The 18212-nt window shown below is 64.7% G+C and carries 22 protein-coding genes; 14 read left to right on the plus strand and 8 right to left on the minus strand.

The window, feature by feature from the left end; translation table 11 throughout:
- Positions 1-196: 196 nt before the first annotated feature.
- Positions 197-1693: a sigma-54 dependent transcriptional regulator gene (locus I6F33_RS04105; protein ID WP_225141187.1), complete on the minus strand. Its 1497-nt coding sequence runs from the start codon at positions 1691-1693 to the stop codon at positions 197-199.
- Positions 1694-1820: 127 nt separating this feature from the next.
- On the opposite strand from I6F33_RS04105, the gene I6F33_RS04115 reads away from it, so the two are divergent.
- From I6F33_RS04115 to I6F33_RS04170, 12 genes are all read left to right on the plus strand, one after another.
- Positions 1821-3758, plus strand: a complete 1938-nt coding sequence (locus I6F33_RS04115) for a M3 family oligoendopeptidase (protein ID WP_225139252.1) — start codon at positions 1821-1823, stop codon at positions 3756-3758.
- Between the two features lie 81 nt (positions 3759-3839).
- Positions 3840-4064: an AbrB family transcriptional regulator gene (locus tag I6F33_RS04120; RefSeq protein ID WP_035998672.1), complete on the plus strand. Its 225-nt coding sequence runs from the start codon at positions 3840-3842 to the stop codon at positions 4062-4064.
- A 12-nt stretch (positions 4065-4076) separates the two neighbouring features.
- Positions 4077-4472, plus strand: coding sequence for a type II toxin-antitoxin system death-on-curing family toxin (locus tag I6F33_RS04125; protein WP_225139251.1), 396 nt, complete (start codon positions 4077-4079; stop codon positions 4470-4472).
- A gap of 97 nt (positions 4473-4569) precedes the next feature.
- Positions 4570-4722, plus strand: a complete 153-nt coding sequence (locus tag I6F33_RS04130) for an aa3-type cytochrome c oxidase subunit IV (protein ID WP_035998674.1) — start codon at positions 4570-4572, stop codon at positions 4720-4722.
- 140 nt (positions 4723-4862) lie between these two features.
- Positions 4863-5990, plus strand: a complete 1128-nt coding sequence (locus I6F33_RS04135) for a Re/Si-specific NAD(P)(+) transhydrogenase subunit alpha (RefSeq protein WP_225126284.1) — start codon at positions 4863-4865, stop codon at positions 5988-5990.
- A gap of 12 nt (positions 5991-6002) precedes the next feature.
- Positions 6003-6320: a proton-translocating transhydrogenase family protein gene (locus I6F33_RS04140; protein WP_035998681.1), complete on the plus strand. Its 318-nt coding sequence runs from the start codon at positions 6003-6005 to the stop codon at positions 6318-6320.
- A gap of 39 nt (positions 6321-6359) precedes the next feature.
- Positions 6360-7757 carry an NAD(P)(+) transhydrogenase (Re/Si-specific) subunit beta gene (locus I6F33_RS04145; protein ID WP_225126282.1) on the plus strand — a complete coding sequence of 466 codons (1398 nt, stop codon included), beginning with the start codon at positions 6360-6362 and terminating at the stop codon, positions 7755-7757.
- Positions 7758-7968: 211 nt separating this feature from the next.
- Positions 7969-8766 carry an alpha/beta hydrolase gene (locus I6F33_RS04150; RefSeq protein WP_225126654.1) on the plus strand — a complete coding sequence of 266 codons (798 nt, stop codon included), beginning with the start codon at positions 7969-7971 and terminating at the stop codon, positions 8764-8766.
- A 4-nt stretch (positions 8767-8770) separates the two neighbouring features.
- A complete protein-coding gene (locus I6F33_RS04155) occupies positions 8771-10198 on the plus strand; it encodes a sodium:proton antiporter (protein WP_225141189.1) in 1428 nt (475 codons plus the stop codon).
- A gap of 48 nt (positions 10199-10246) precedes the next feature.
- Entirely contained in the window at positions 10247-11344 is a 1098-nt protein-coding gene (locus tag I6F33_RS04160) for a calcium:proton antiporter (protein WP_035998688.1), read from the plus strand.
- Positions 11345-11356: 12 nt separating this feature from the next.
- Positions 11357-11641, plus strand: coding sequence for a cupin domain-containing protein (locus I6F33_RS04165; protein ID WP_035998690.1), 285 nt, complete (start codon positions 11357-11359; stop codon positions 11639-11641).
- Positions 11642-11734: 93 nt separating this feature from the next.
- Positions 11735-12640 (plus strand): hypothetical protein, encoded by a 906-nt coding sequence (locus I6F33_RS04170; protein WP_225141191.1) that lies wholly within the window; start codon positions 11735-11737, stop codon positions 12638-12640.
- A 26-nt stretch (positions 12641-12666) separates the two neighbouring features.
- Here the strand turns inward: I6F33_RS04170 and I6F33_RS04175 are convergent, their stop codons facing one another.
- Both I6F33_RS04175 and rpsU read right to left on the minus strand, forming a co-directional pair.
- Positions 12667-13317: a tetratricopeptide repeat protein gene (locus I6F33_RS04175; protein WP_074447704.1), complete on the minus strand. Its 651-nt coding sequence runs from the start codon at positions 13315-13317 to the stop codon at positions 12667-12669.
- A gap of 101 nt (positions 13318-13418) precedes the next feature.
- Entirely contained in the window at positions 13419-13715 is a 297-nt protein-coding gene (gene rpsU / locus I6F33_RS04180) for a 30S ribosomal protein S21 (RefSeq protein WP_008546194.1), read from the minus strand.
- Positions 13716-13974: 259 nt separating this feature from the next.
- Here rpsU and aqpZ point away from each other — a divergent pair, with 259 nt between their 5' ends.
- Complete coding sequence (gene aqpZ, locus I6F33_RS04185) at positions 13975-14697, plus strand: aquaporin Z (RefSeq protein WP_225141192.1); 723 nt, start codon at positions 13975-13977, stop codon at positions 14695-14697.
- 42 nt (positions 14698-14739) lie between these two features.
- Here the strand turns inward: aqpZ and I6F33_RS04190 are convergent, their stop codons facing one another.
- Together I6F33_RS04190 and purE are read right to left on the minus strand one after the other, a co-directional pair.
- On the minus strand, positions 14740-15846 hold the full coding sequence (locus I6F33_RS04190) for a 5-(carboxyamino)imidazole ribonucleotide synthase (protein ID WP_035998717.1): 1107 nt from the start codon (positions 15844-15846) through the stop codon (positions 14740-14742).
- A complete protein-coding gene (purE, locus tag I6F33_RS04195; RefSeq protein WP_035998720.1) occupies positions 15843-16331 on the minus strand; it encodes a 5-(carboxyamino)imidazole ribonucleotide mutase in 489 nt (162 codons plus the stop codon). The genes I6F33_RS04190 and purE overlap by 4 nt, the downstream gene beginning before the upstream one ends.
- Positions 16332-16473: 142 nt before the next feature.
- Between purE and I6F33_RS04200 the strand changes: the two genes are divergently transcribed.
- On the plus strand, positions 16474-17181 hold the full coding sequence (locus tag I6F33_RS04200; RefSeq protein WP_225141194.1) for a GGDEF domain-containing protein: 708 nt from the start codon (positions 16474-16476) through the stop codon (positions 17179-17181).
- A 1-nt stretch (position 17182) separates the two neighbouring features.
- Here I6F33_RS04200 and I6F33_RS04205 read toward each other — a convergent pair whose 3' ends face one another.
- The 3 genes from I6F33_RS04205 to I6F33_RS04215 all read right to left on the minus strand — a co-directional run bounded on the left by I6F33_RS04205 (position 17183) and on the right by I6F33_RS04215 (position 18010).
- Positions 17183-17434, minus strand: a complete 252-nt coding sequence (locus tag I6F33_RS04205) for a hypothetical protein (RefSeq protein ID WP_036021965.1) — start codon at positions 17432-17434, stop codon at positions 17183-17185.
- A gap of 22 nt (positions 17435-17456) precedes the next feature.
- Positions 17457-17675 carry a hypothetical protein gene (locus I6F33_RS04210; RefSeq protein ID WP_035998725.1) on the minus strand — a complete coding sequence of 73 codons (219 nt, stop codon included), beginning with the start codon at positions 17673-17675 and terminating at the stop codon, positions 17457-17459.
- A gap of 128 nt (positions 17676-17803) precedes the next feature.
- Complete coding sequence (locus tag I6F33_RS04215; protein ID WP_008546179.1) at positions 17804-18010, minus strand: YdcH family protein; 207 nt, start codon at positions 18008-18010, stop codon at positions 17804-17806.
- Positions 18011-18212 lie beyond the last annotated feature (202 nt).

The raw sequence follows: 18212 nt of genomic DNA on the forward strand, positions 1-18212 counted from the left end.
CAGCGCTGCCCGGGGCAACTCACGACAAACTGACTTCAAGGCAGCCTCTTGGCAACGGATTGTACGCTTCTGCCACGCGCTTTTCCCTCTGTCTGTCACTTCCAAGTCACGGTTCAAATCGCAGACGAATTCCGTCGTCACGCGAACGGCTTAGAGCGATCTCGCACCGCCGCGCGAAGCTTCGTTCGCACTGGGCTCAATGCGTCTCCTCGCCGCTTTTGCCGCCATGCCCGGGAACCCCGGCCTCGTCGAGTTTGCGGTAGAGCGTCGAGCGGCCGATTTTGAGTCGGCGAGCCACTTCGGACATCTGGCCGCGATAATGCGAGATCGCGAAACGGATGATCTCGTTCTCCATGTCCTCCAGCGGGCGGACATCCCCGGTCGCAGTGAGCATAGACAGCGTTCCCACCGCGGGGAGCGGGGCGATTGGTATTTCATTACCCGACACTACGGAGGGCGTCGCCGCCGGCTCGAGCAGCAACGGAGCGGTCGGAATATCCGTGACGGGATGCGCCTGCGAGGCGAGCAGAGGGAAGTCGCCGAGACCAAGCTGGTCCCCGTCGCTCATCACCACGGCGCGATAGACCGCGTTCTCGAGCTGGCGGATGTTGCCGGGCCAGTCGAGCTGGGCAAGATGGGCCACCGCCTCGCCGCTGATCCCGGTGATCGGGCGGCTCTCCTCGGCGGCAAAGCGCGCGATGAAATGCCTGAGCAGGTGCGGGATATCCTCACGCCGCGCGCGGAGCGAGGGGATCGTCAGCGGCAGCACGTGCAGCCGGTAGAACAGGTCTTCCCGGAATTGTCCCTGCTTCACCCGCTCCAGCAGCTTGCGATTGGTGGCCGAGATGATGCGGACGTCGACCTTGAGCGGCTTGCGGCCGCCGACCGATTCCACGGCGCCATCCTGGAGCGCACGCAGCAGCTTTACCTGCGCCGTCAGCGGCAGCTCGCTGACCTCGTCCAGAAACAGCGTGCCGCCATGAGCCTCGACGAACTTGCCCGTGTGCCGCTCGGTGGCCCCGGTGAAGGCGCCCTTCTCATGGCCGAACAGGATGGACTCGACGAGGTTGTCGGGAATTGCGCCGCAATTGACCGCAACGAACGGCTTGGCCTTGCGCTCGCCGCTGCCATGGATGGCGCGCGCGAACATCTCCTTGCCGACGCCGGACTCGCCCTCGATCAGCACGGGGATCGCGGAGTTTGCCGCCTTCTGGGCGGCGCGCATCACGCCCGTCATCGCTTCGGAGCGGGTGATGATGTCGGAGAAGGTGAGCCGTCCTTCGCGGCTGTGACGGATGCGCTGCAATTCCCCCTTGAGCGCGGACGTGTTGAGCGCGTTGCGAAGCGAGACCTGGAGCCGCTCGACGCCGACCGGCTTGACGACGAAATCGGCCGCGCCCGCGCGCATCGCGGAGATCACGTTGTCGATACCGCCATGAGCGGTCTGCACGATGACGGGGACGCTCAGGCCGGCTTCGCGGATCTTCGCCAATACGCCCATGCCGTCGAGGCCGGGCATGACGAGGTCGAGGATGACGGCGTCGATGGCCGGTCCGTCGGGGGCAGTGAGGGCGGCAATTGCGGCGTCACCGGAGTCCACGACGACCGTCTCATAGCCGCATTTCTGCACCATGTTCTCGACCAGCCGGCGGGCTACAGCGTCGTCGTCGGCGATCAAAATACTGGCAGCCATGGTGTTCCCCGCACGCTACTACTATCTGTCTCGAATCGGGGCACTCTGGCCGAAGCCGATTAACGCACGCTTAAACCTTGATGCCCCCGCCTGCCGCCGCGATTGTTGAACACAGGTTTCCCACACAATGAATTCGCGCTCCAAGTCCGCCTTGAACAAATCTGCCTTGAACAAGTCCGCTCTCAAGAAGTCCGCTCCCGGCAAGCCCGCTCTCCGCAAGCCAAGCACCAAAAAATCCGCCCCCAAGGCAAGGCCCTCCAAAGCTGCACCCTCCAAAGCTGCGAGCAAGACCGGCAAGCTTCCGGAGTGGAACCTGGCCGACCTCTATTCCGGGATCGAGGCGCCGGAGGTGGCGCGCGACCTCGAGAGAATGGATGCCGACTGCGTCGCCTTCGAGACGGACTACAGGGGCAAGCTGGCGACAGGGACAGCAAACGAAGATGGCGGAAAGTGGCTCGCCGAGGCGGTGCGACGCTATGAGGCGATCGACGATCTCGCCGGCCGTCTCGGCTCCTATGCCGGGCTCGTCCATGCCGGCGACAGTGTGGACCCTGCGATTTCAAAGTTTTACGGCGACGTGTCCGAGCGGCTGACGGCGGCGTCCACGCATCTGTTGTTCTTCGCGCTCGAGCTCAATCGGATCGATGACGATATTTTGAATCGCGCGATGCAGGCCGCCGAGCTCGCGCACTACGGTCCCTGGATCGAGGATCTGCGCAAGGAGAAGCCGTACCAGCTCGACGACAAGCTCGAGCAGCTTTTCCTGGAGAAGGCGCAGACCGGCTATTCAGCCTTCAACCGGCTGTTCGATCAGACCATCTCCAGCCTCCGCTTCAAGGTCGGCGCCAAGGAGCTCGCGATCGAGCCGACGCTGAATCTGCTGCAGGATCGCGACGGCGCCAAGCGCAAGAGCGCGGCGGAGGCACTGGCGAAGACCTTCAAGGCCAATGAGCGCACCTTTGCGCTGATCACCAACACGTTGGCCAAGGACAAGGACATCTCCGACCGCTGGCGCGGCTTCAAGGACGTGGCCGATTCCCGCCATCTGAACAATCGTGTCGAGCGCGAGGTCGTCGATGCGCTGGTCGCCTCGGTGCGCGCAGCCTATCCGAAACTGTCGCATCGCTATTATGCGCTGAAAGCGAAATGGTTCGGCAAGAAGCGGCTGGCCTATTGGGACCGCAACGCGCCGCTGCCTTTCGCGGCGACCGATGTCATCGCCTGGCCGGAGGCGCGCAGCATGGTGCTGACGGCCTATCGCGGCTTCTCGCCCAAAATGGCCGATATCGCCGAGCGCTTCTTCACCGACCGCTGGATCGACGCGCCGGTCCGGCCGGGCAAGGTGCCCGGGGCGTTCTCGCATCCGACCACGCCGTCAGCGCACCCTTACGTTCTCATGAACTACCAGGGCAAGCCGCGCGACGTGATGACGCTCGCGCATGAGCTCGGCCATGGCGTCCATCAGGTGCTCGCGGCAAAGAACGGCGCGCTGATGGCGCCGACGCCGCTGACCCTGGCGGAGACCGCGAGCGTGTTCGGTGAAATGCTCACCTTCAAGCGGCTGCTGGCCCAGACCAAGAGCGCGAAGCAGCGCCAGGCGCTGCTCGCCGGCAAGGTCGAGGACATGATCAACACCGTGGTGCGGCAGATCGCGTTCTATTCCTTCGAGCGTGCGGTCCACACCGAGCGCAAGAACGGCGAGCTCACCGCGACGCGGCTCGGCGAGATCTGGCTGTCGGTGCAGGGCGAGAGCCTCGGGCCGGCGATCGAGATCAAGGCGGGTTACGAGAACTACTGGATGTACATCCCGCACTTCATCCATTCGCCGTTCTACGTCTACGCCTACGCGTTCGGCGACTGTCTCGTGAACTCGCTCTATGCCGTCTACGAGAACGCAGCCGAGGGTTTCGCCGAGCGCTATCTCGACATGCTCGCCGCCGGCGGTACCAAGCACTATTCCGAGCTGCTGCGGCCATTCGGGTTAGATGCGAAGGACCCAAAGTTCTGGGACGGCGGGCTCAGCGTCATCGCCGGAATGATCGACGAGCTGGAGGCGATGGGCTGACGCATTCGCCATCCGTAAAACATCCGTTGAACCGACCCGTTGGTTGTGTTATACAAGTGTATAACGCGCCGGAGGTCAGCCATGAAAATTGAGATCAAGAAGATCGGCAATTCGGATGGTTTGCTGTTGCCACGCGAGCTGATGCAGCGCCTCGATCTCAAGCGCGGCCAGCAATTGCATGTGGTGGAATTGCCTGGTGGTGGTTTTCAGCTGCTGCCCTACGACCCCGATTTCGAGCGGACGATGGAGATCGCCGACGAGATTATGGATAAGTATCGCGACACGCTCGCTGCGCTCGCAAAATAGCTGGCGATGCGCATGAGCGATCCTCAGGAGCCGCTCTGGGTCACCTACGAGCAGGCTGTCGCACTTCATGGTCGACAGCTCCGGCGCTTCGGCGGTGCGCCGGGATTGCGCGACGAAGGCATGCTGCGCTCGGCGCTGGAGCGCCCGATCAACAAATGGCGCTCGGAACAGGCGCCGTTGGACGAACTCGCTGCAGCCTATGCATTCGGCCTCGCGAAAAATCATGCATTCGTCGATGGAAACAAGCGCATCGCCTTCATGGCCATGATGGCTTTTCTTCGCAAGAACGGCGTAGCTTTCAGCCCCGATCCCGCGGAAGCGACAACGATCATCCTCTCCCTCGCCGCCGGCGAAGTCAGTGAGGAGAGTCTGACGCGATGGATCCGGGACAATTGGAATTCCAAATGACCCGATTTGCGGGAAAACCCCGCCTCGGTGCCGTTGCCCTGTCTAAATCTTTCAGGTATCCCAGCCCGAGAATTCGACGTTCGACTGGGGACATTCCATGGCTGACCATAGCGAAGTGGCGTACACCACCGCCGACGGCAACGACTACGTTGCCCACGAGCAGACCTATGAGGGCTTCATCAAGCTGGTGAAGTACGGCACGGTCTCGGTCGCGCTCATCGTGATCCTGATGGCGGTCTTTCTGACCTGATCCATCGTCGGCTGCATCCGCCAACGCCGGCGGCTGCTCATTAAATTTGCATACAAGCCGGTTTCAAAACCGGTATCCAAACGTTGCGGGAGTAACGCTAAGTTCGCGTGCGCGTTTTTGTCCGCGTCGCCGGAGGGCCTATGAAGATCGCCGTTGCCAAAGAAATAGATCCGTCGGAGCCGCGGGTCGCCGCTTCGCCTGATACGGTGAAGAAGTTCAAGGCGTTGGGCGCCGAGATCGCCGTCGAGCCGGGTGCCGGCATCAAATCGGGCCTACCGGATTCCGAATTCACCGCGGTCGGCGCCACCGTCAGCGCTGACGCGCTCAAGGACGCCGACATCATCATCAAGGTGAAGCGCCCTGAGGCATCCGAGCTGGCGCAGTACAAGCGCGGCGCCCTCGTCATCGCCATCATGGACCCCTACGGCAACGATGCCGCGCTGAAGACGATGGCCGATGCCGGCATCGCCGCCTTCGCGATGGAATTGATGCCGCGCATCACCCGAGCGCAGGTGATGGACGTGCTGTCCTCGCAGGCCAACCTCGCCGGCTACCGCGCCGTGATCGAGGGCGCCGAAGCCTTCGGCCGCGCCTTTCCGATGATGATGACCGCAGCCGGCACCGTGCCTGCCGCAAAGGTGTTCGTGATGGGCGTCGGCGTCGCCGGCCTCCAGGCGATCGCGACCGCGCGCCGTCTCGGCGCCGTCGTGACCGCGACCGACGTGCGGCCCGCCACCAAGGAGCAGGTGGAATCCCTCGGCGCGAAATTCCTCGCCGTCGAGGACGAGGAGTTCAAGAACGCGCAGACCGCCGGCGGCTACGCCAAGGAAATGTCGAAAGAATACCAGGCCAAGCAGGCCGCGCTCACCGCCGAGCACATCAAGAAGCAGGACATCGTCATCACCACCGCGCTGATTCCGGGCCGCCCGGCGCCGAAGCTCGTCAGTGCCGACATGGTCAAGTCGATGAAGCCCGGCTCGGTGCTGGTCGATCTCGCCGTCGAACGCGGCGGCAATGTCGAGGGCGCCAAGGCCGGCGAAGTCGTCGACCTCGATGGCATCAAGATCGTCGGCTACACCAACGTTGCGGGTCGCGTTGCGGCCTCGGCCTCCAGCCTCTACGCGCGCAACCTGTTCTCCTTCATCGAGACCATGATCGACAAGAAAGAGAAGAAGCTCGCCGTCAACTGGGACGACGAACTCGTCAAGGCTACCGCGCTGACGAAGGACGGCGCCGTGATCCACCCTAACTTCCAGCCGAAAGCTTAAGGAGAGATTGCCATGGAGCACGCTGCACAGGTCGTCGACCCCTTCATCTTCCGGCTGTCGATCTTCGTCCTCGCCGTCTTCGTCGGCTATTTCGTGGTGTGGTCGGTGACGCCCGCGCTGCACACGCCGCTGATGAGCGTGACCAACGCGATCTCCTCGGTGATCGTGGTCGGCGCGCTGCTCGCGGTCGGCGTCGGCATGGTTTCGAGCGGCTCGGGCTGGGCGCGCGGCTTCGGCTTCGTCGCGCTCGTCTTCGCCTGCGTGAACATTTTCGGCGGCTTCCTTGTCACCCAGCGCATGCTGGCGATGTACAAGAAGAAGTCGAAGTAAGCGGCCACCTCGGGCTGAAGGGATCAATGGGGACCTGAGATGAGCGCCAATCTCTCTGCATTCTTGTATCTCGTGGCGGGGGTGCTGTTCATCCTGTCGCTGCGCGGGCTGTCGAGCCCGGCAACCTCGCGCCAGGGCAATCTGTTCGGCATGATCGGCATGGCGATCGCGGTCGCCACCACGCTGGCGAGCCATCCGCCGGCGGATGGCGTGGCCTGGATCCTCGTGATCCTCGCGGTCGCGATCGGCGGCGGCATCGGCGCGGTGATCGCCCGCCGCGTGCCGATGACCTCGATGCCGGAACTGGTCGCCGCCTTCCACTCGCTGGTCGGCATGGCCGCGGTGCTGGTCGCTGCCGGCGCGTTCTACGCGCCTGAGGCCTTCGACATCGGCAAGCCCGGCGCCATTCATGCATCAAGTCTGGTCGAAATGTCGCTCGGTGTCGCCATCGGCGCGCTGACCTTCACCGGCTCGGTGATCGCGTTCCTGAAGCTGTCCGCGCGCATGAGCGGCGCGCCGATCATCCTGCCGGCCCGTCACATCATCAACATCGCGCTGGCCGTGGCGCTGGTGTTCTTTATCGTCCGTCTCGTCCTCACCGGCGGCGCGTTCGACTTCTGGATGATCACCATCATCGCGCTGGCGCTCGGCGTGCTCATGATCATCCCGATCGGCGGCGCCGACATGCCGGTCGTGATCTCGATGCTGAACTCCTATTCCGGCTGGGCCGCCGCGGGCATCGGCTTCACGCTCGGCAACTCCGCGCTGATCATCACCGGCGCGCTGGTCGGTTCCTCGGGCGCGATCCTGTCCTACATCATGTGCCACGCGATGAACCGGTCCTTCATCTCGGTCATCCTCGGCGGCTTCGGCGGTGAGACCGCGGCGGCCGGCGGCGCCACGGGCGAGCAGAAGCCCGCCAAGCTCGGCTCGGCGGACGATGCGGCCTTCATCATGAAGAACGCCTCCAAGGTCATCATCGTGCCCGGCTACGGCATGGCGGTGGCGCAGGCCCAGCACGCGCTGCGCGAGATGGCGGACATGCTCAAGAAGGAAGGCGTCGAGGTGAAATACGCCATTCACCCGGTCGCCGGCCGCATGCCCGGCCACATGAACGTGCTGCTGGCCGAAGCCAACGTGCCCTATGACGAGGTGTTCGAGCTCGAGGACATCAACTCCGAATTCGCGCAGGCCGACATTGCCTTCGTGATCGGCGCCAACGACGTCACCAACCCGGCGGCCGAAGAGGACAAGACTTCGCCGATCTACGGCATGCCGGTGCTCCAGGTCTGGAAGGCCGGCACGGTGATGTTCATCAAGCGCTCGCTGGCGTCGGGCTATGCCGGTATCGACAATCCGCTGTTCTACCGCGACAACACCATGATGCTGCTCGGCGACGCCAAGAAGGTCACCGAGAACATCGTCAAGGCGATGTGACGGGGGGAGGGACCGTGGCCATCAATTAGGAATGGCACCAGTCCGATCGCATGCCGCCCAAGGCGTGCGCGAGCAGCGCGTCGCCTGGCACGCTGCCCACAAGGCGGCGTGCAGCTGCCGCGACGTTCCGGCGAGCCTGCGACCGACGTCATGAAATTGCTGCGGAGCCGTCGCAAGCCCTAGTCTCAAGCGAGGGAGCGGCCGCGCAATGATGAGCATTGTCAAGTGGATCGCCATCGTGCTCCTGACCGTCTATTGCGCCGGTCTCCTCGTGCTGTACGTCCGCCAGCGCGAGATGCTGTTTCCGATCCCGCCCGCCGGTCGCACCGCACCCGATGCTGCGGGCCTTCCTGAGGCGCAAGAGCATGTCTTGACCACGTCTGATGGCGAGCAGGTCATCGTCTGGCACGTGCCGGCCAAGCCCGGTCGTTCCGTGATCCTCTACTTCCACGGCAATGGCGATTTTCTCGCCGGCCGCGTCGGCCGTTTCAAGGCGATGACCGCCGACGGCACCGGCCTCGTTGCGCTGTCCTATCGCGGCTATGGCGGCTCGAGCGGGATGCCGAGCGAGCAGGGCCTGCTGCGCGACGCTGCAGCCGCCTACGCGTTCACCACCGCGCGCTATGCGGCGGAACGAATCGTCGCCTGGGGCTTTTCGCTCGGGACGGGCGTCGCGGTCGCGCTCGCCTCGGAGCATCGCGTTGGAAAACTCATCCTGGAGGCGCCCTATACGTCGGCGGCCGACATTGCGGGGTCATCGTTCTGGTTCGTTCCGGTCCGCCTCCTGATGCGCGACCCGTTCCATTCGGACCAGCGCATGTCGCGCGTCACGGTGCCGCTGCTGGTCATGCATGGCACCAATGACCTTGTCATTTCGATCCTCTTCGGAGAGCGTCTGTTCGCGCTCGCCCGCGAGCCCAAGCGGTTCGTTCGCATGGAGGGCGGCGGACACGACGATCTCGATCAATATGGCGCGATCGAAACCGCGAGAGGCTTCATTGGCGGCTGACGGCTTGGCTCAACGTTACCTCCCCGCGCTCGTCGTCTCCTGCTTGACGTTTCTGCCGCAGAACGCGCTTGCCGCGACCGGCCTCGATGGTGCGGCGATGCGCTGGCCCTATGCGCTGCCCTTTGCCAGCTTGTTGCTGTCGATTGCAATGGGGCCGCTGCTGTTGCCGAAGATCTGGCATCACCATTACGGCAAGATCACCGCTGCCTGGTCGCTACTGGCGCTCGCCGCGCTCGTCGTCTTCGCCGGCGGCATGGCGACACTGGCGGCGCTGGTCCATGCCATGCTCGCCGAATATCTCGGGTTCATCGTGCTGCTGTTCGCGCTCTATGTCGTGGCCGGCGGCATCCTCATCACGGGCGACATCAAGGGCACGCCGGCGGCGAATGTCGGCATCCTCGCGCTCGGCACGCTGGGGGCGAGCATCGTCGGTACCACGGGTGCCGCGATGATCCTGATCCGCCCCTTGATCCGCGCCAACCGGCAGCGGCGCCACAACACCCATGTCGTCATCTTCTTCATCATCCTGGTGGCCAATGTCGGCGGCGCGCTGAGCCCGCTCGGCGATCCCCCGCTGTTCGTCGGCTTCCTGCATGGCGTTGACTTCTTCTGGACCACGCGGACCATCTGGTTGCAGACCGCACTCGTCGCCGTCCTGCTGCTCGCGATCTTCGCCGTCGTCGACGTCTGGCGCTTTCGCAGTGAGCCGCCGCCCGCCGACACAGGCCGGGGAGAGCCGTTGCGCATCCGCGGCCTCGTCAATCTGGTGCTGATCGCAGCCATCGTCGCCAGCCTTCTCGCTTCGGCGATGTGGAGGCCCGACATTGCCTTCGACATTTTCGGTACCAAGCTGGAGCTGGAGGACGTCGCGCGCAACCTGGCGCTGCTGGCCATCGCGGCGCTGTCGGTGTGGCTGACGCCCGACGAGCACAGGCAGGCCAACGGCTTCACCTGGGAGCCGATCCGCGAGGTCGCAAAACTGTTCGCGGGCATCTTCGTCGCCATCATCCCGGTCATTGCCATGCTCAATGCCGGCCATCACGGCGCGTTCGCCTGGCTGCTGTCGGCGGTGACGGCGCCGGATGGCGCGCCGCGCGAGGTCGTTTATTTCTGGTTCACCGGCCTGATGTCCGCGTTCCTCGACAATGCGCCGACCTATCTGCTGTTCTTCGAGCTCGCCGGCGGCAATCCGCAGGTGCTGATGCATCAGCTCTCGGGCACGCTCGCCTCGATCTCCATGGGAGCGGTCTACATGGGAGCACTCACCTATATCGGCAACGCGCCGAACTTCATGGTGAGCAGCATCGCCCGCGAGAACGGCGTCGCGATGCCGAGCTTCTTCGGTTATCTCCTGCGCGCCGGCGCCGTGCTGATCCCGCTGTTCCTGTTGCTGACGTTCCTGCCGGTCGCACCGATCCTGCACTGGCATTGAATCCGCCGGCCGATTTGCTATTGCTCGCTTTCGTAGTTGGAGCCGATGATGAGCGCGCATGATCCGATGCCCCGGTCGGCCTGGGTCTTTCCGGCGCTGGCCCTGCTGTTGTTCGCAGCCGTCAGCGCCACGGATTACGTCTTCACGCTGTCGTTTGGCGGTCTTCTCTTCACCGTCGTCCTTCTGGTCATCCTGTTCGGCACGGTGTTCGCGGCGGTTCATCATGCCGAGGTGATCGCGGAGCGGGTCGGCGAACCCTACGGCACGCTGGTGCTGACGCTCTCGGTGACCATCATCGAGGTCGCGCTGATCACCACGATCATGCTGGGCGACAAGCCTGCCCCGGCACTGGCGCGCGACACCGTGTTCGCCGTGGTCATGATCGTCTGCAACGGCCTCGTCGGGCTCTGCATCTTCATCGGCGGCCTGCGCTATCGCGAGCAGGGTTTTCAGCTCTCCGGCGCCAACGTCTATCTCAGCGTCCTGTTCGCGCTCGCGACCATCACGCTGATCCTGCCGAACTACACCACCACCACGCCGGGGCCTGTCTATTCGGCGGTCCAGCTCGGCTTCGTCGACGTGGTCACGCTGGCGCTCTATGCGGTGTTTCTCTACACCCAGACGGTCCTGCACAAGGATTACTTCGTCCACGAGCGGGCGTACGCCGGCAGCGGCGAGGTGCATCTGTCGGGCAGGATGCTGGTGCTCAGCGTCGTGCTGCTGCTGATCGCGCTGCTGGCGGTCGTGCTGCTCTCCAAGAAATTCTCGCTGGTGGTCGACGCCGTCGCGGCCAAGATCGGCGCGCCGCCGGCCTTTGCCGGGCTTCTGGTCGCGCTTCTGATCCTGATGCCGGAAGGCGTCGCGGCCGTCTCGGCGGCCCGCCAGAACGACCTCCAGAAGAGCATCAACCTCGCTCTGGGATCGTCGCTGGCGACCATCGGCCTGACCATTCCTGCCGTCGGCGTCGCCACTTACGCGCTCGACAAGGAGCTCGAGCTCGGCCTCGGCGCCCAGGGCAGCGTGCTCCTGCTGCTGACCTTCTTCCTGAGCATGCTGACCTTCGGCACGGGCAGGACCAATGTCCTGTTCGGCCTGGTGCATATGGTGGTATTTGCCGTCTACGTGTTCATGGTTTTCGTACCCTAGAAGGAGCTCCCGGTGCTTGCCGCCCAGTCCGAGGTTCAGGTCGACAACGAAGAGGTCCGGGTGACGGAATGGCGGCTTGCCCCCGGCAGCGCCACCGGCCATCACACCCATGGCATGGACTATGTGATCGTTCCGCTCGCCGCCGGCGAGATGACCATCGTCGCGCCCAATGGCGAAAGGTCCAAGGCGCAGCTTGCCGCCGGGAAATCCTATTTCCGCAAGGCCGGCGTCCAGCATGACGTACTTAACGAAACCTCAACTGAGATCGTGTTCCTTGAAATTGAGCTGAAACGCTAGGGTCGCGCCACCGTTTGCCATCGATCCGTCGCAGTTGATCCCTCACAATGCCCTAAAGTTCCCGCATCAGGTCGCGCGGGGAGTGTGGTCGGAATGCTGAAATACCTCGCAAAAATTTCGATGGATATTTTCCCCTCGGTGCTCGCGACGATCATCGGGGCCTACATCGTCAATCATTACATCAACGCCAAGCCGGCCGCCGACACCCCAGCCGCCGTGACCGCGCCTGCCCAGACCGGCAGCGACGGCAAACCCACCGATACCGCCAACCTTCCCGCCTCCGGCGTCAAGGCCAAGGGCATCCCCGAGAAGAGCGTGACGGACAAGGCGGCGGTCGAGAAGCCGGTCGATCATCCGCCGGCCGCCGAGACCAAGGCCGCAGACGTGGCTCCCGCTGAGACCGGTCCGCGCGGCCGTCCCTCTGCCCGCGACAAGGCCGCGGCGAAATCCGCACCGGCTGCTTCTGCTCCCGTGGTTGAGGCCAATTCGGCCCCGACGGCGGCTTCCGCGGCTCCCGACGCCAACGATCTGGCGCGTGCTGCGATCGAGCGCCTGCGCAAGTCGCCCGAGGGCAAGGCTGCCGAGGCCAGGTCGTCGGAAACCAAGCCTGCCGAGGCTCGCGCGTCGGAGACCAAGCCGGCTGAGCCTGCGGTGCGGGACGCCGCCCGCACGCCGGAGGCTCCGCGTGTCGTGAATGTGGAGCCGTCTTTAGTCCGTCCGCTGCCGCCGCCGATCAATGTCTCGACGCCCTCACCCGAGGCCTATGGCAATGGGGGCTCCAATCCGCCCTACACGGCCTCGATCGGCAACGATGATCCGAATCGGGTGACGCCGCCGGCCGACATTCCCGTGCCGGTCATCGCACCGCCGCTCGACCTGCGTGCCGATGCGGGCGCCGCCCTGCCGCGGCCGAAGAAGACCAATGTCGCCGACGAGATGCTGTCGGGCATGAAGTCGATGTTCAACGCCGTTCTGCCCAAGAGCGCCACGCCCGACTAGAACTCCGCTCAGCCTCCGCCAAACCGTCAGCCGCCGACGCGGGCGAGACCGCTGCGAGCGGGTTCGTCGCGTGGACGAAGCGCAACCGCCTTGGTGTAGGACGCCGCCGCCTTGGCTTTGTCGCCCAAGCGCTCATAGACCTGACCGCGCGCGGTCCAGACCTGGGCATTGTTCGGATCGGCCTCGGAGGCTTCGTCGAGATCGGCTGCGGCCTCCTTGACCTTGCCGAGCGCGAGATAGCTGTTGGCGCGGCCCAGCAGCGGCTCGGCCTTTTGCGGGTTGAGTCCGCTGGCGGCGCTGAAATCGGCGATCGCGAAGTCGTGCTGGTTGTTGCCCTGGTAGATCAGGGCGCGGCCATAGAGCGCCTGCGCATTGTAGGGATCGAGGCCGATCGCGCGATTGAACTCGTCGAGCGCTGCCGCGGCCTCGCCTGACTTCGCCAGAGACTGAGCCTTCGCGGTATGGGCCTGGGCTTCGGTGACGTTGCCGGCGCTCACCGCGCTCTCGGCCGGCGCGGCGGCCTTGGGGGCCTCCTGCGGCTTGTCCTTCTCCGGCATCAGTGATCCCAGATCGAACGAGCAGCCGCCCAGCACGATCCCCGTCAGGGCCGCCGCGAGCGGCGGCTGCCAGATCCGGCGCCGTCGCGGAAGGCCGCGCTGGGAGAAAGGGGAGGCCATCTACGGTTGGCTCGCGCTAGAGCTTGATCCGACAAGTCCTCAAAACAATAACGCGGGCCCGGGGCCCGCGTCATCGAAAACTAGAGTCTTGCTGAATCGGCTCAGCGCGGTCCGCGCGGACCTGCGCCGGGGCCGCCACGACCGCCGCGATCACCGCCCGGGCCGGCGCCGAACACCGGCTTCGGCTTCATCGGCAGCAGGCCTTCGCGCTGCAGCTTCTTGCGGGCCAGCTTGCGCGCGCGGCGCACGGCTTCGGCCTTTTCGCGGGCCTTCTTCTCGGAGGGCTTCTCGTAATGACCGCGGAGCTTCATCTCGCGGAAAATTCCCTCGCGCTGCATCTTCTTCTTCAGCGCCTTGAGGGCTTGATCAACATTGTTATCGCGAACGAGAACCTGCACGCGGCATCCTCTTCAGGTGGATCGGATTTGAATTCTGGTAAGTCAAAGGGGATGGCGAAACGCGCAAGCCCTTAACCTTGAGCGCGCGGATGTATCAGACAAAACCGCAGATGTCCACCGGCCAAGCGGATTTTCGGGCCAAGTTCGGCCATTAAATGCGGCGAAAATACCTCCATGCGGCCCCGATTTGGGCGATTTGGCGCCGAGGACGGGGCCGCACCGGAGCTTTGTTCCGGAATCTTTGCAATGAGGGACTACAATGGACATCAAAAAATATGCTGCCGAAGCCATCGGCACCTTCTGGCTGACATTCGCGGGCTGCGGAAGCGCGGTGATCGCCGCCGGCTTCCCGCAGGTCGGGATCGGGCTGGTCGGCGTGTCCCTGGCTTTCGGATTGAGCGTCGTCACCATGGCCTACGCGATCGGCCACATCTCCGGGTGCCATCTGAATCCGGCCGTCACGGTCGGTCTCGCCGCCGGCGGCCGCTTTCCGGCCGGCCAGATCCTGCCTTATGTGATCGCCCAGGTGGCGGGCGCGATTGTCGCCGCATCGCTGCTCTATGTCATTGCGAGTGGGGCGCCCGGCTTCGACGTCAGCAAGGGCTTCGCCTCCAACGGCTATGGCGCGCATTCGCCCGGTCAGTACAGCATGATGGCCGGCTTCCTCACCGAGGTGGTGATGACCATGATGTTCCTGTTCATCATCATGGGGGCGACCCATGGGCGCGCGCCGGCGGGATTCGCACCGCTGGCGATCGGGCTCGCGCTGGTGATGATCCACCTCGTCAGCATTCCCGTCACCAACACCTCGGTGAACCCGGCGCGCAGCACCGGCCCGGCGTTGTTCGTCGGCGGCTGGGCGCTGTCGCAGCTGTGGCTGTTCTGGGTCGCGCCGCTGATCGGCGGCGCGCTCCTCGGGGTGATCTATCGCTGGCTCAGCGAGGAGCCCAGCGGCGTCGTTGCGGGCGTGAAGACGGCGTAGTCACAATCGCCCGGCGGGATTGCAGCTCTTGCTGCGATCCCGTCACTTGTCGCGGGGCGGCCTGACTTCCGTCACGTGGCCCATCTTGCGGCCGGGGCGCGGCGCACCCTTGCCGTAGATGTGCACGGTCGCGCCCGGCACGCTCATCCACTTTTCGTAATCGTTGATCTCGTCGCCGATCAGGTTGGTCATGGTGACGACGTCGCCGTGGCGCACCGGCTTGCCGAGCGGCCAGCCGGCGATGGCGCGGATGTGTTGCTCGAACTGCGAGACGGAGGCGCCGTCGAGCGTCCAGTGCCCGGAATTGTGCACGCGCGGCGCGATCTCGTTGACCAGCACCTTCGGTCCGGTGCCGCCTGCCAGCACGAACATTTCGACCGCGAGCACGCCGACATAGTCGAGCGCGCTTGCGATTTTGCTCGCGATGCTGCGCGCCTCCTCGGCGAGCGCGTCAGGAATCGGCGCGGGCGCACGCGATATCTTCAGGATGTGGTCGCGGTGCTCGTTCTCGGTGACGTCGAAGCACTCGACCTCGCCCGTGGCCGCGCGCGCGGCGATCACGGAGATCTCGCGCTCGTAGGGCACGAAGGCCTCCAGGATCGCCGATTTGGTGGCGAGGCTGGTCCACACCTTCGCGATGTCGTCGCCCTCGCGGATGATGGCCTGGCCCTTGCCGTCATAGCCGAAGCGGCGGGTTTTCAGCACCGCTGGAAGGCCGATCCTGGCGATCGCCTCGCGCAGCGAGGAGACGGAGGTGACGTCGGCGTAGGCGGCAGTGCCGATCCCGAGCTTCGTCACGAAATCCTTCTCGGCGAGCCGGTCTTGGGTCGTCTCGAGGATCTTGCGGTTGGGCAGCACCGGGCGGCGCGCGTCCAATACCAGCGCGGCTGCCGCCGGCACGTTCTCGAATTCGTAGGTGATGACGTCGACATCATGCGCGAACAATTCGAGCGCCTCGACGTCGGCATATTCGGCGCAGGTCGCGTTCAGCACGACGTCGAAGGCCGGCGAATCCGGATCGGGCGAGAACACCTGGCAGCGCAGGCCGAGTCGCGCCGCGGCCATGGCCAGCATCCGGCCCAATTGTCCGCCGCCGAGGATTCCGATGGTGTCACCGGGCTTCAGCTTCACGTGCCTGGTGTCCGTCACGCCTTGTCCTCCGGCCGCTCGGCGACCGCCTCGGTCTGGGCCTTGCGCCAGGCGGCGAGGCGATCCGACAGGGCCGGGTCGGACAATGCCAACACGGCCGCTGCCAGCAGCGCGGCATTGATCGCGCCGGCCTTGCCGATGGCGAGGGTGCCGACCGGAATGCCCGCGGGCATCTGGACGATCGAATAGAGCGAATCGACGCCCTTGAGCGTCTTGGATTCGACGGGAACGCCGAAGACGGGAAGTTCCGTCAGCGCCGCCGCCATGCCGGGCAGATGGGCCGCGCCACCGGCGCCGGCGATGATAATCTTGTAACCTGCGGCCTTGGCACCCTTGGCGAATGCGAACAGCCGGTCGGGCGTGCGGTGGGCCGAGACGATGCGGCTGTCGGCAGCAATGCCGAGCGCGTCAAGCGTGTCGGCGGCGTGCCGCATCGTGTCCCAGTCCGACTGGCTTCCCATGATGATGGCGATCGGCGCGGTCATGACGTCAATTGTGCCCAGAAAAACAGAGAGATAGGCCAGATTAATGATTCCGGCCGGCGGCTCGCAAGGCGGTGGCAAGGAGAAGGGAATCCACTATCCTGTCTTGGTGAATCCCCGCAAGCCTTCATTGAGCAGGATGCCCATGAAGAAACCGAAAAGGGCGAGCCCTGCGAAGGCCAGAAAGGGCCGGAACATGAGCGCCGCCCGATCCAAAGCCGTTTCGAGCCGCGCGGCCAAACCGGCCTTGCGCAGAGCGCCGGCTGCCGATGACGGCAAGGCGATCATCCGCGGCCTCAGGAGCAAGCTCAAGGCGGCCCTGCTGCGGATCTCGGAGCTCGAGGCGGCCGCCGATACCGATTTCCTGCTCGGGATTCCCAACCGGCGCGGTTTCGAGCGCGAGCTCGCGCGCGCCATCGCCTATATGAAGCGCTACCGCGCCAGCGGGGCGCTGATCGTGCTCGACGTCGATCGGCTGAAGCCGATCAACGATTCCTTCGGTCATGCCGCCGGCGATGAGGTGCTCAAGGCGATTGTCGCCACGCTGACGCGACAGGTCCGCGCCTCCGACGTGGTCGGCCGGCTCGGGGGCGACGAGTTCGCGCTGCTGCTCTGGAATCTCAGCGAGACCGATGCGAAGGTCAAGGCTGCGGCCTTGGAGCAGGCGATCGACGAATTGTCATTCGTTTTTCGCGGCCAGCACGTGGCCGCGGGCGCCTCGGCCGGCGTCGCGCTGCTCGGTCCGCAATCCGCTGCAGGCCGCGCCCTGGAGGAGGCGGATGCCGCCATGTATGTGCGCAAGGCGAGCCGCCGGCACGAGCCGCGGATCAGGCTGGTCGGCGGCGAGCGCTAGTCTAGAGGGTGGCAAGATCTTCCGGCACGTTGCCGAACTTGCGCAGCAGCGTCGCGTCGCCGAATTCGCCGGTCATGGGATCGCCGCTGCGGCTGAACGCGATCGCGCCGATATGGCCGGCGCCGCGCGCCAGCATCTCTGCGCGTCGCAGCGCCGCCGTCGAGGACTGACACTCCTCTGCAGCGCCTGCGACGGGTGATCCGTCGTCATCGATCAAGAAGGGCATTGCAACGTAATAGGTCACATCCGACATGGCGTTGCTCCAAGGTTGAAGATTATGCGGCGCTGCTCTTGCTCCGCATCTTGCTGCGCGAGATCTCCGGAATGCAGCCGGCTGAAATCGCCGCCTGCAATTCCTCCAGCTCGGCTTCCAGATATTCGTTGGCCATGATCAGCGCCTTGATGGTGCTGCGCAGATTGCCGTCGCACATCGCGATCGCCTGATCGCAGGCCTGTTCGTAATGGCTGTTGTCGAAAAGGGCGGTTGCCGACATCTGCGTTGTCCTCGTGTGTTGTCCTTGAGCGTTCTCTGAGGTGGGGCGCCCGCGAATGTTCCTATTTTGTTCTTATTGAGTCAAGCGGATTCGGAAGCGGCGGGGCGCCGCGCAAGACCGGCTCACGGTCAGGCGATGATGTCGGGGGTGATCTGGTCTTCGATGAACGCGATGCGGTCGCGCAACAACAGCTTGCGCTTCTTCAGGCGCTGTAACCGCAACAGGTCGGGGGCGGGCGATTGATGCAATGCATCGATCGCCGCATCGAGATCTCGGTGTTCCTGCTGCAACCGGGTGAGCTCGGCTTCGAGCTCACGCTCATCTTCATTGGTCATGTCTGCGGTGGCCGAAAACCGATAGGCGTGAGATCCGGGCTGTGGATGCCCTGTGGAAATTATCGTCCTTGCGCCGCGTGATCGCAAGCGATCTGCGATCCCTCGTCCCCGATCTCCAGCAACATATTTCTGCAGGGAGCTGCGGCGGTGCGTCGGCGTATTGATATCATGGATTTTTCCGGCGTGGTTCCCTTAGTCACGC

Origin of the sequence: Bradyrhizobium sp. BRP20, from assembly GCF_020194215.1 — a bacterium.
Classification (GTDB): Bacteria; Pseudomonadota; Alphaproteobacteria; order Rhizobiales; family Xanthobacteraceae; genus Bradyrhizobium; species Bradyrhizobium yuanmingense.

What these genes read in the sequence shown, in the direction of transcription:
- I6F33_RS04105 (WP_225141187.1), bottom strand. Translation starts at nt 1,693, where the DNA reads ATGGCTGCCAGTATTTTGATCGCCGACGACGACGCTGTAGCCCGCCGG.
- I6F33_RS04115 (WP_225139252.1), top strand. Translation starts at nt 1,821, where the DNA reads ATGAATTCGCGCTCCAAGTCCGCCTTGAACAAATCTGCCTTGAACAAG.
- I6F33_RS04120 (WP_035998672.1), top strand. Translation starts at nt 3,840, where the DNA reads ATGAAAATTGAGATCAAGAAGATCGGCAATTCGGATGGTTTGCTGTTG.
- I6F33_RS04125 (WP_225139251.1), top strand. Translation starts at nt 4,077, where the DNA reads ATGAGCGATCCTCAGGAGCCGCTCTGGGTCACCTACGAGCAGGCTGTC.
- I6F33_RS04130 (WP_035998674.1), top strand. Translation starts at nt 4,570, where the DNA reads ATGGCTGACCATAGCGAAGTGGCGTACACCACCGCCGACGGCAACGAC.
- I6F33_RS04135 (WP_225126284.1), top strand. Translation starts at nt 4,863, where the DNA reads ATGAAGATCGCCGTTGCCAAAGAAATAGATCCGTCGGAGCCGCGGGTC.
- I6F33_RS04140 (WP_035998681.1), top strand. Translation starts at nt 6,003, where the DNA reads ATGGAGCACGCTGCACAGGTCGTCGACCCCTTCATCTTCCGGCTGTCG.
- I6F33_RS04145 (WP_225126282.1), top strand. Translation starts at nt 6,360, where the DNA reads ATGAGCGCCAATCTCTCTGCATTCTTGTATCTCGTGGCGGGGGTGCTG.
- I6F33_RS04150 (WP_225126654.1), top strand. Translation starts at nt 7,969, where the DNA reads ATGAGCATTGTCAAGTGGATCGCCATCGTGCTCCTGACCGTCTATTGC.
- I6F33_RS04160 (WP_035998688.1), top strand. Translation starts at nt 10,247, where the DNA reads ATGAGCGCGCATGATCCGATGCCCCGGTCGGCCTGGGTCTTTCCGGCG.
- I6F33_RS04170 (WP_225141191.1), top strand. Translation starts at nt 11,735, where the DNA reads ATGCTGAAATACCTCGCAAAAATTTCGATGGATATTTTCCCCTCGGTG.
- I6F33_RS04175 (WP_074447704.1), bottom strand. Translation starts at nt 13,317, where the DNA reads ATGGCCTCCCCTTTCTCCCAGCGCGGCCTTCCGCGACGGCGCCGGATC.
- aqpZ (WP_225141192.1), top strand. Translation starts at nt 13,975, where the DNA reads ATGGACATCAAAAAATATGCTGCCGAAGCCATCGGCACCTTCTGGCTG.
- purE (WP_035998720.1), bottom strand. Translation starts at nt 16,331, where the DNA reads ATGACCGCGCCGATCGCCATCATCATGGGAAGCCAGTCGGACTGGGAC.
- I6F33_RS04200 (WP_225141194.1), top strand. Translation starts at nt 16,474, where the DNA reads ATGAAGAAACCGAAAAGGGCGAGCCCTGCGAAGGCCAGAAAGGGCCGG.
- I6F33_RS04205 (WP_036021965.1), bottom strand. Translation starts at nt 17,434, where the DNA reads ATGTCGGATGTGACCTATTACGTTGCAATGCCCTTCTTGATCGATGAC.
- I6F33_RS04210 (WP_035998725.1), bottom strand. Translation starts at nt 17,675, where the DNA reads ATGTCGGCAACCGCCCTTTTCGACAACAGCCATTACGAACAGGCCTGC.
- I6F33_RS04215 (WP_008546179.1), bottom strand. Translation starts at nt 18,010, where the DNA reads ATGACCAATGAAGATGAGCGTGAGCTCGAAGCCGAGCTCACCCGGTTG.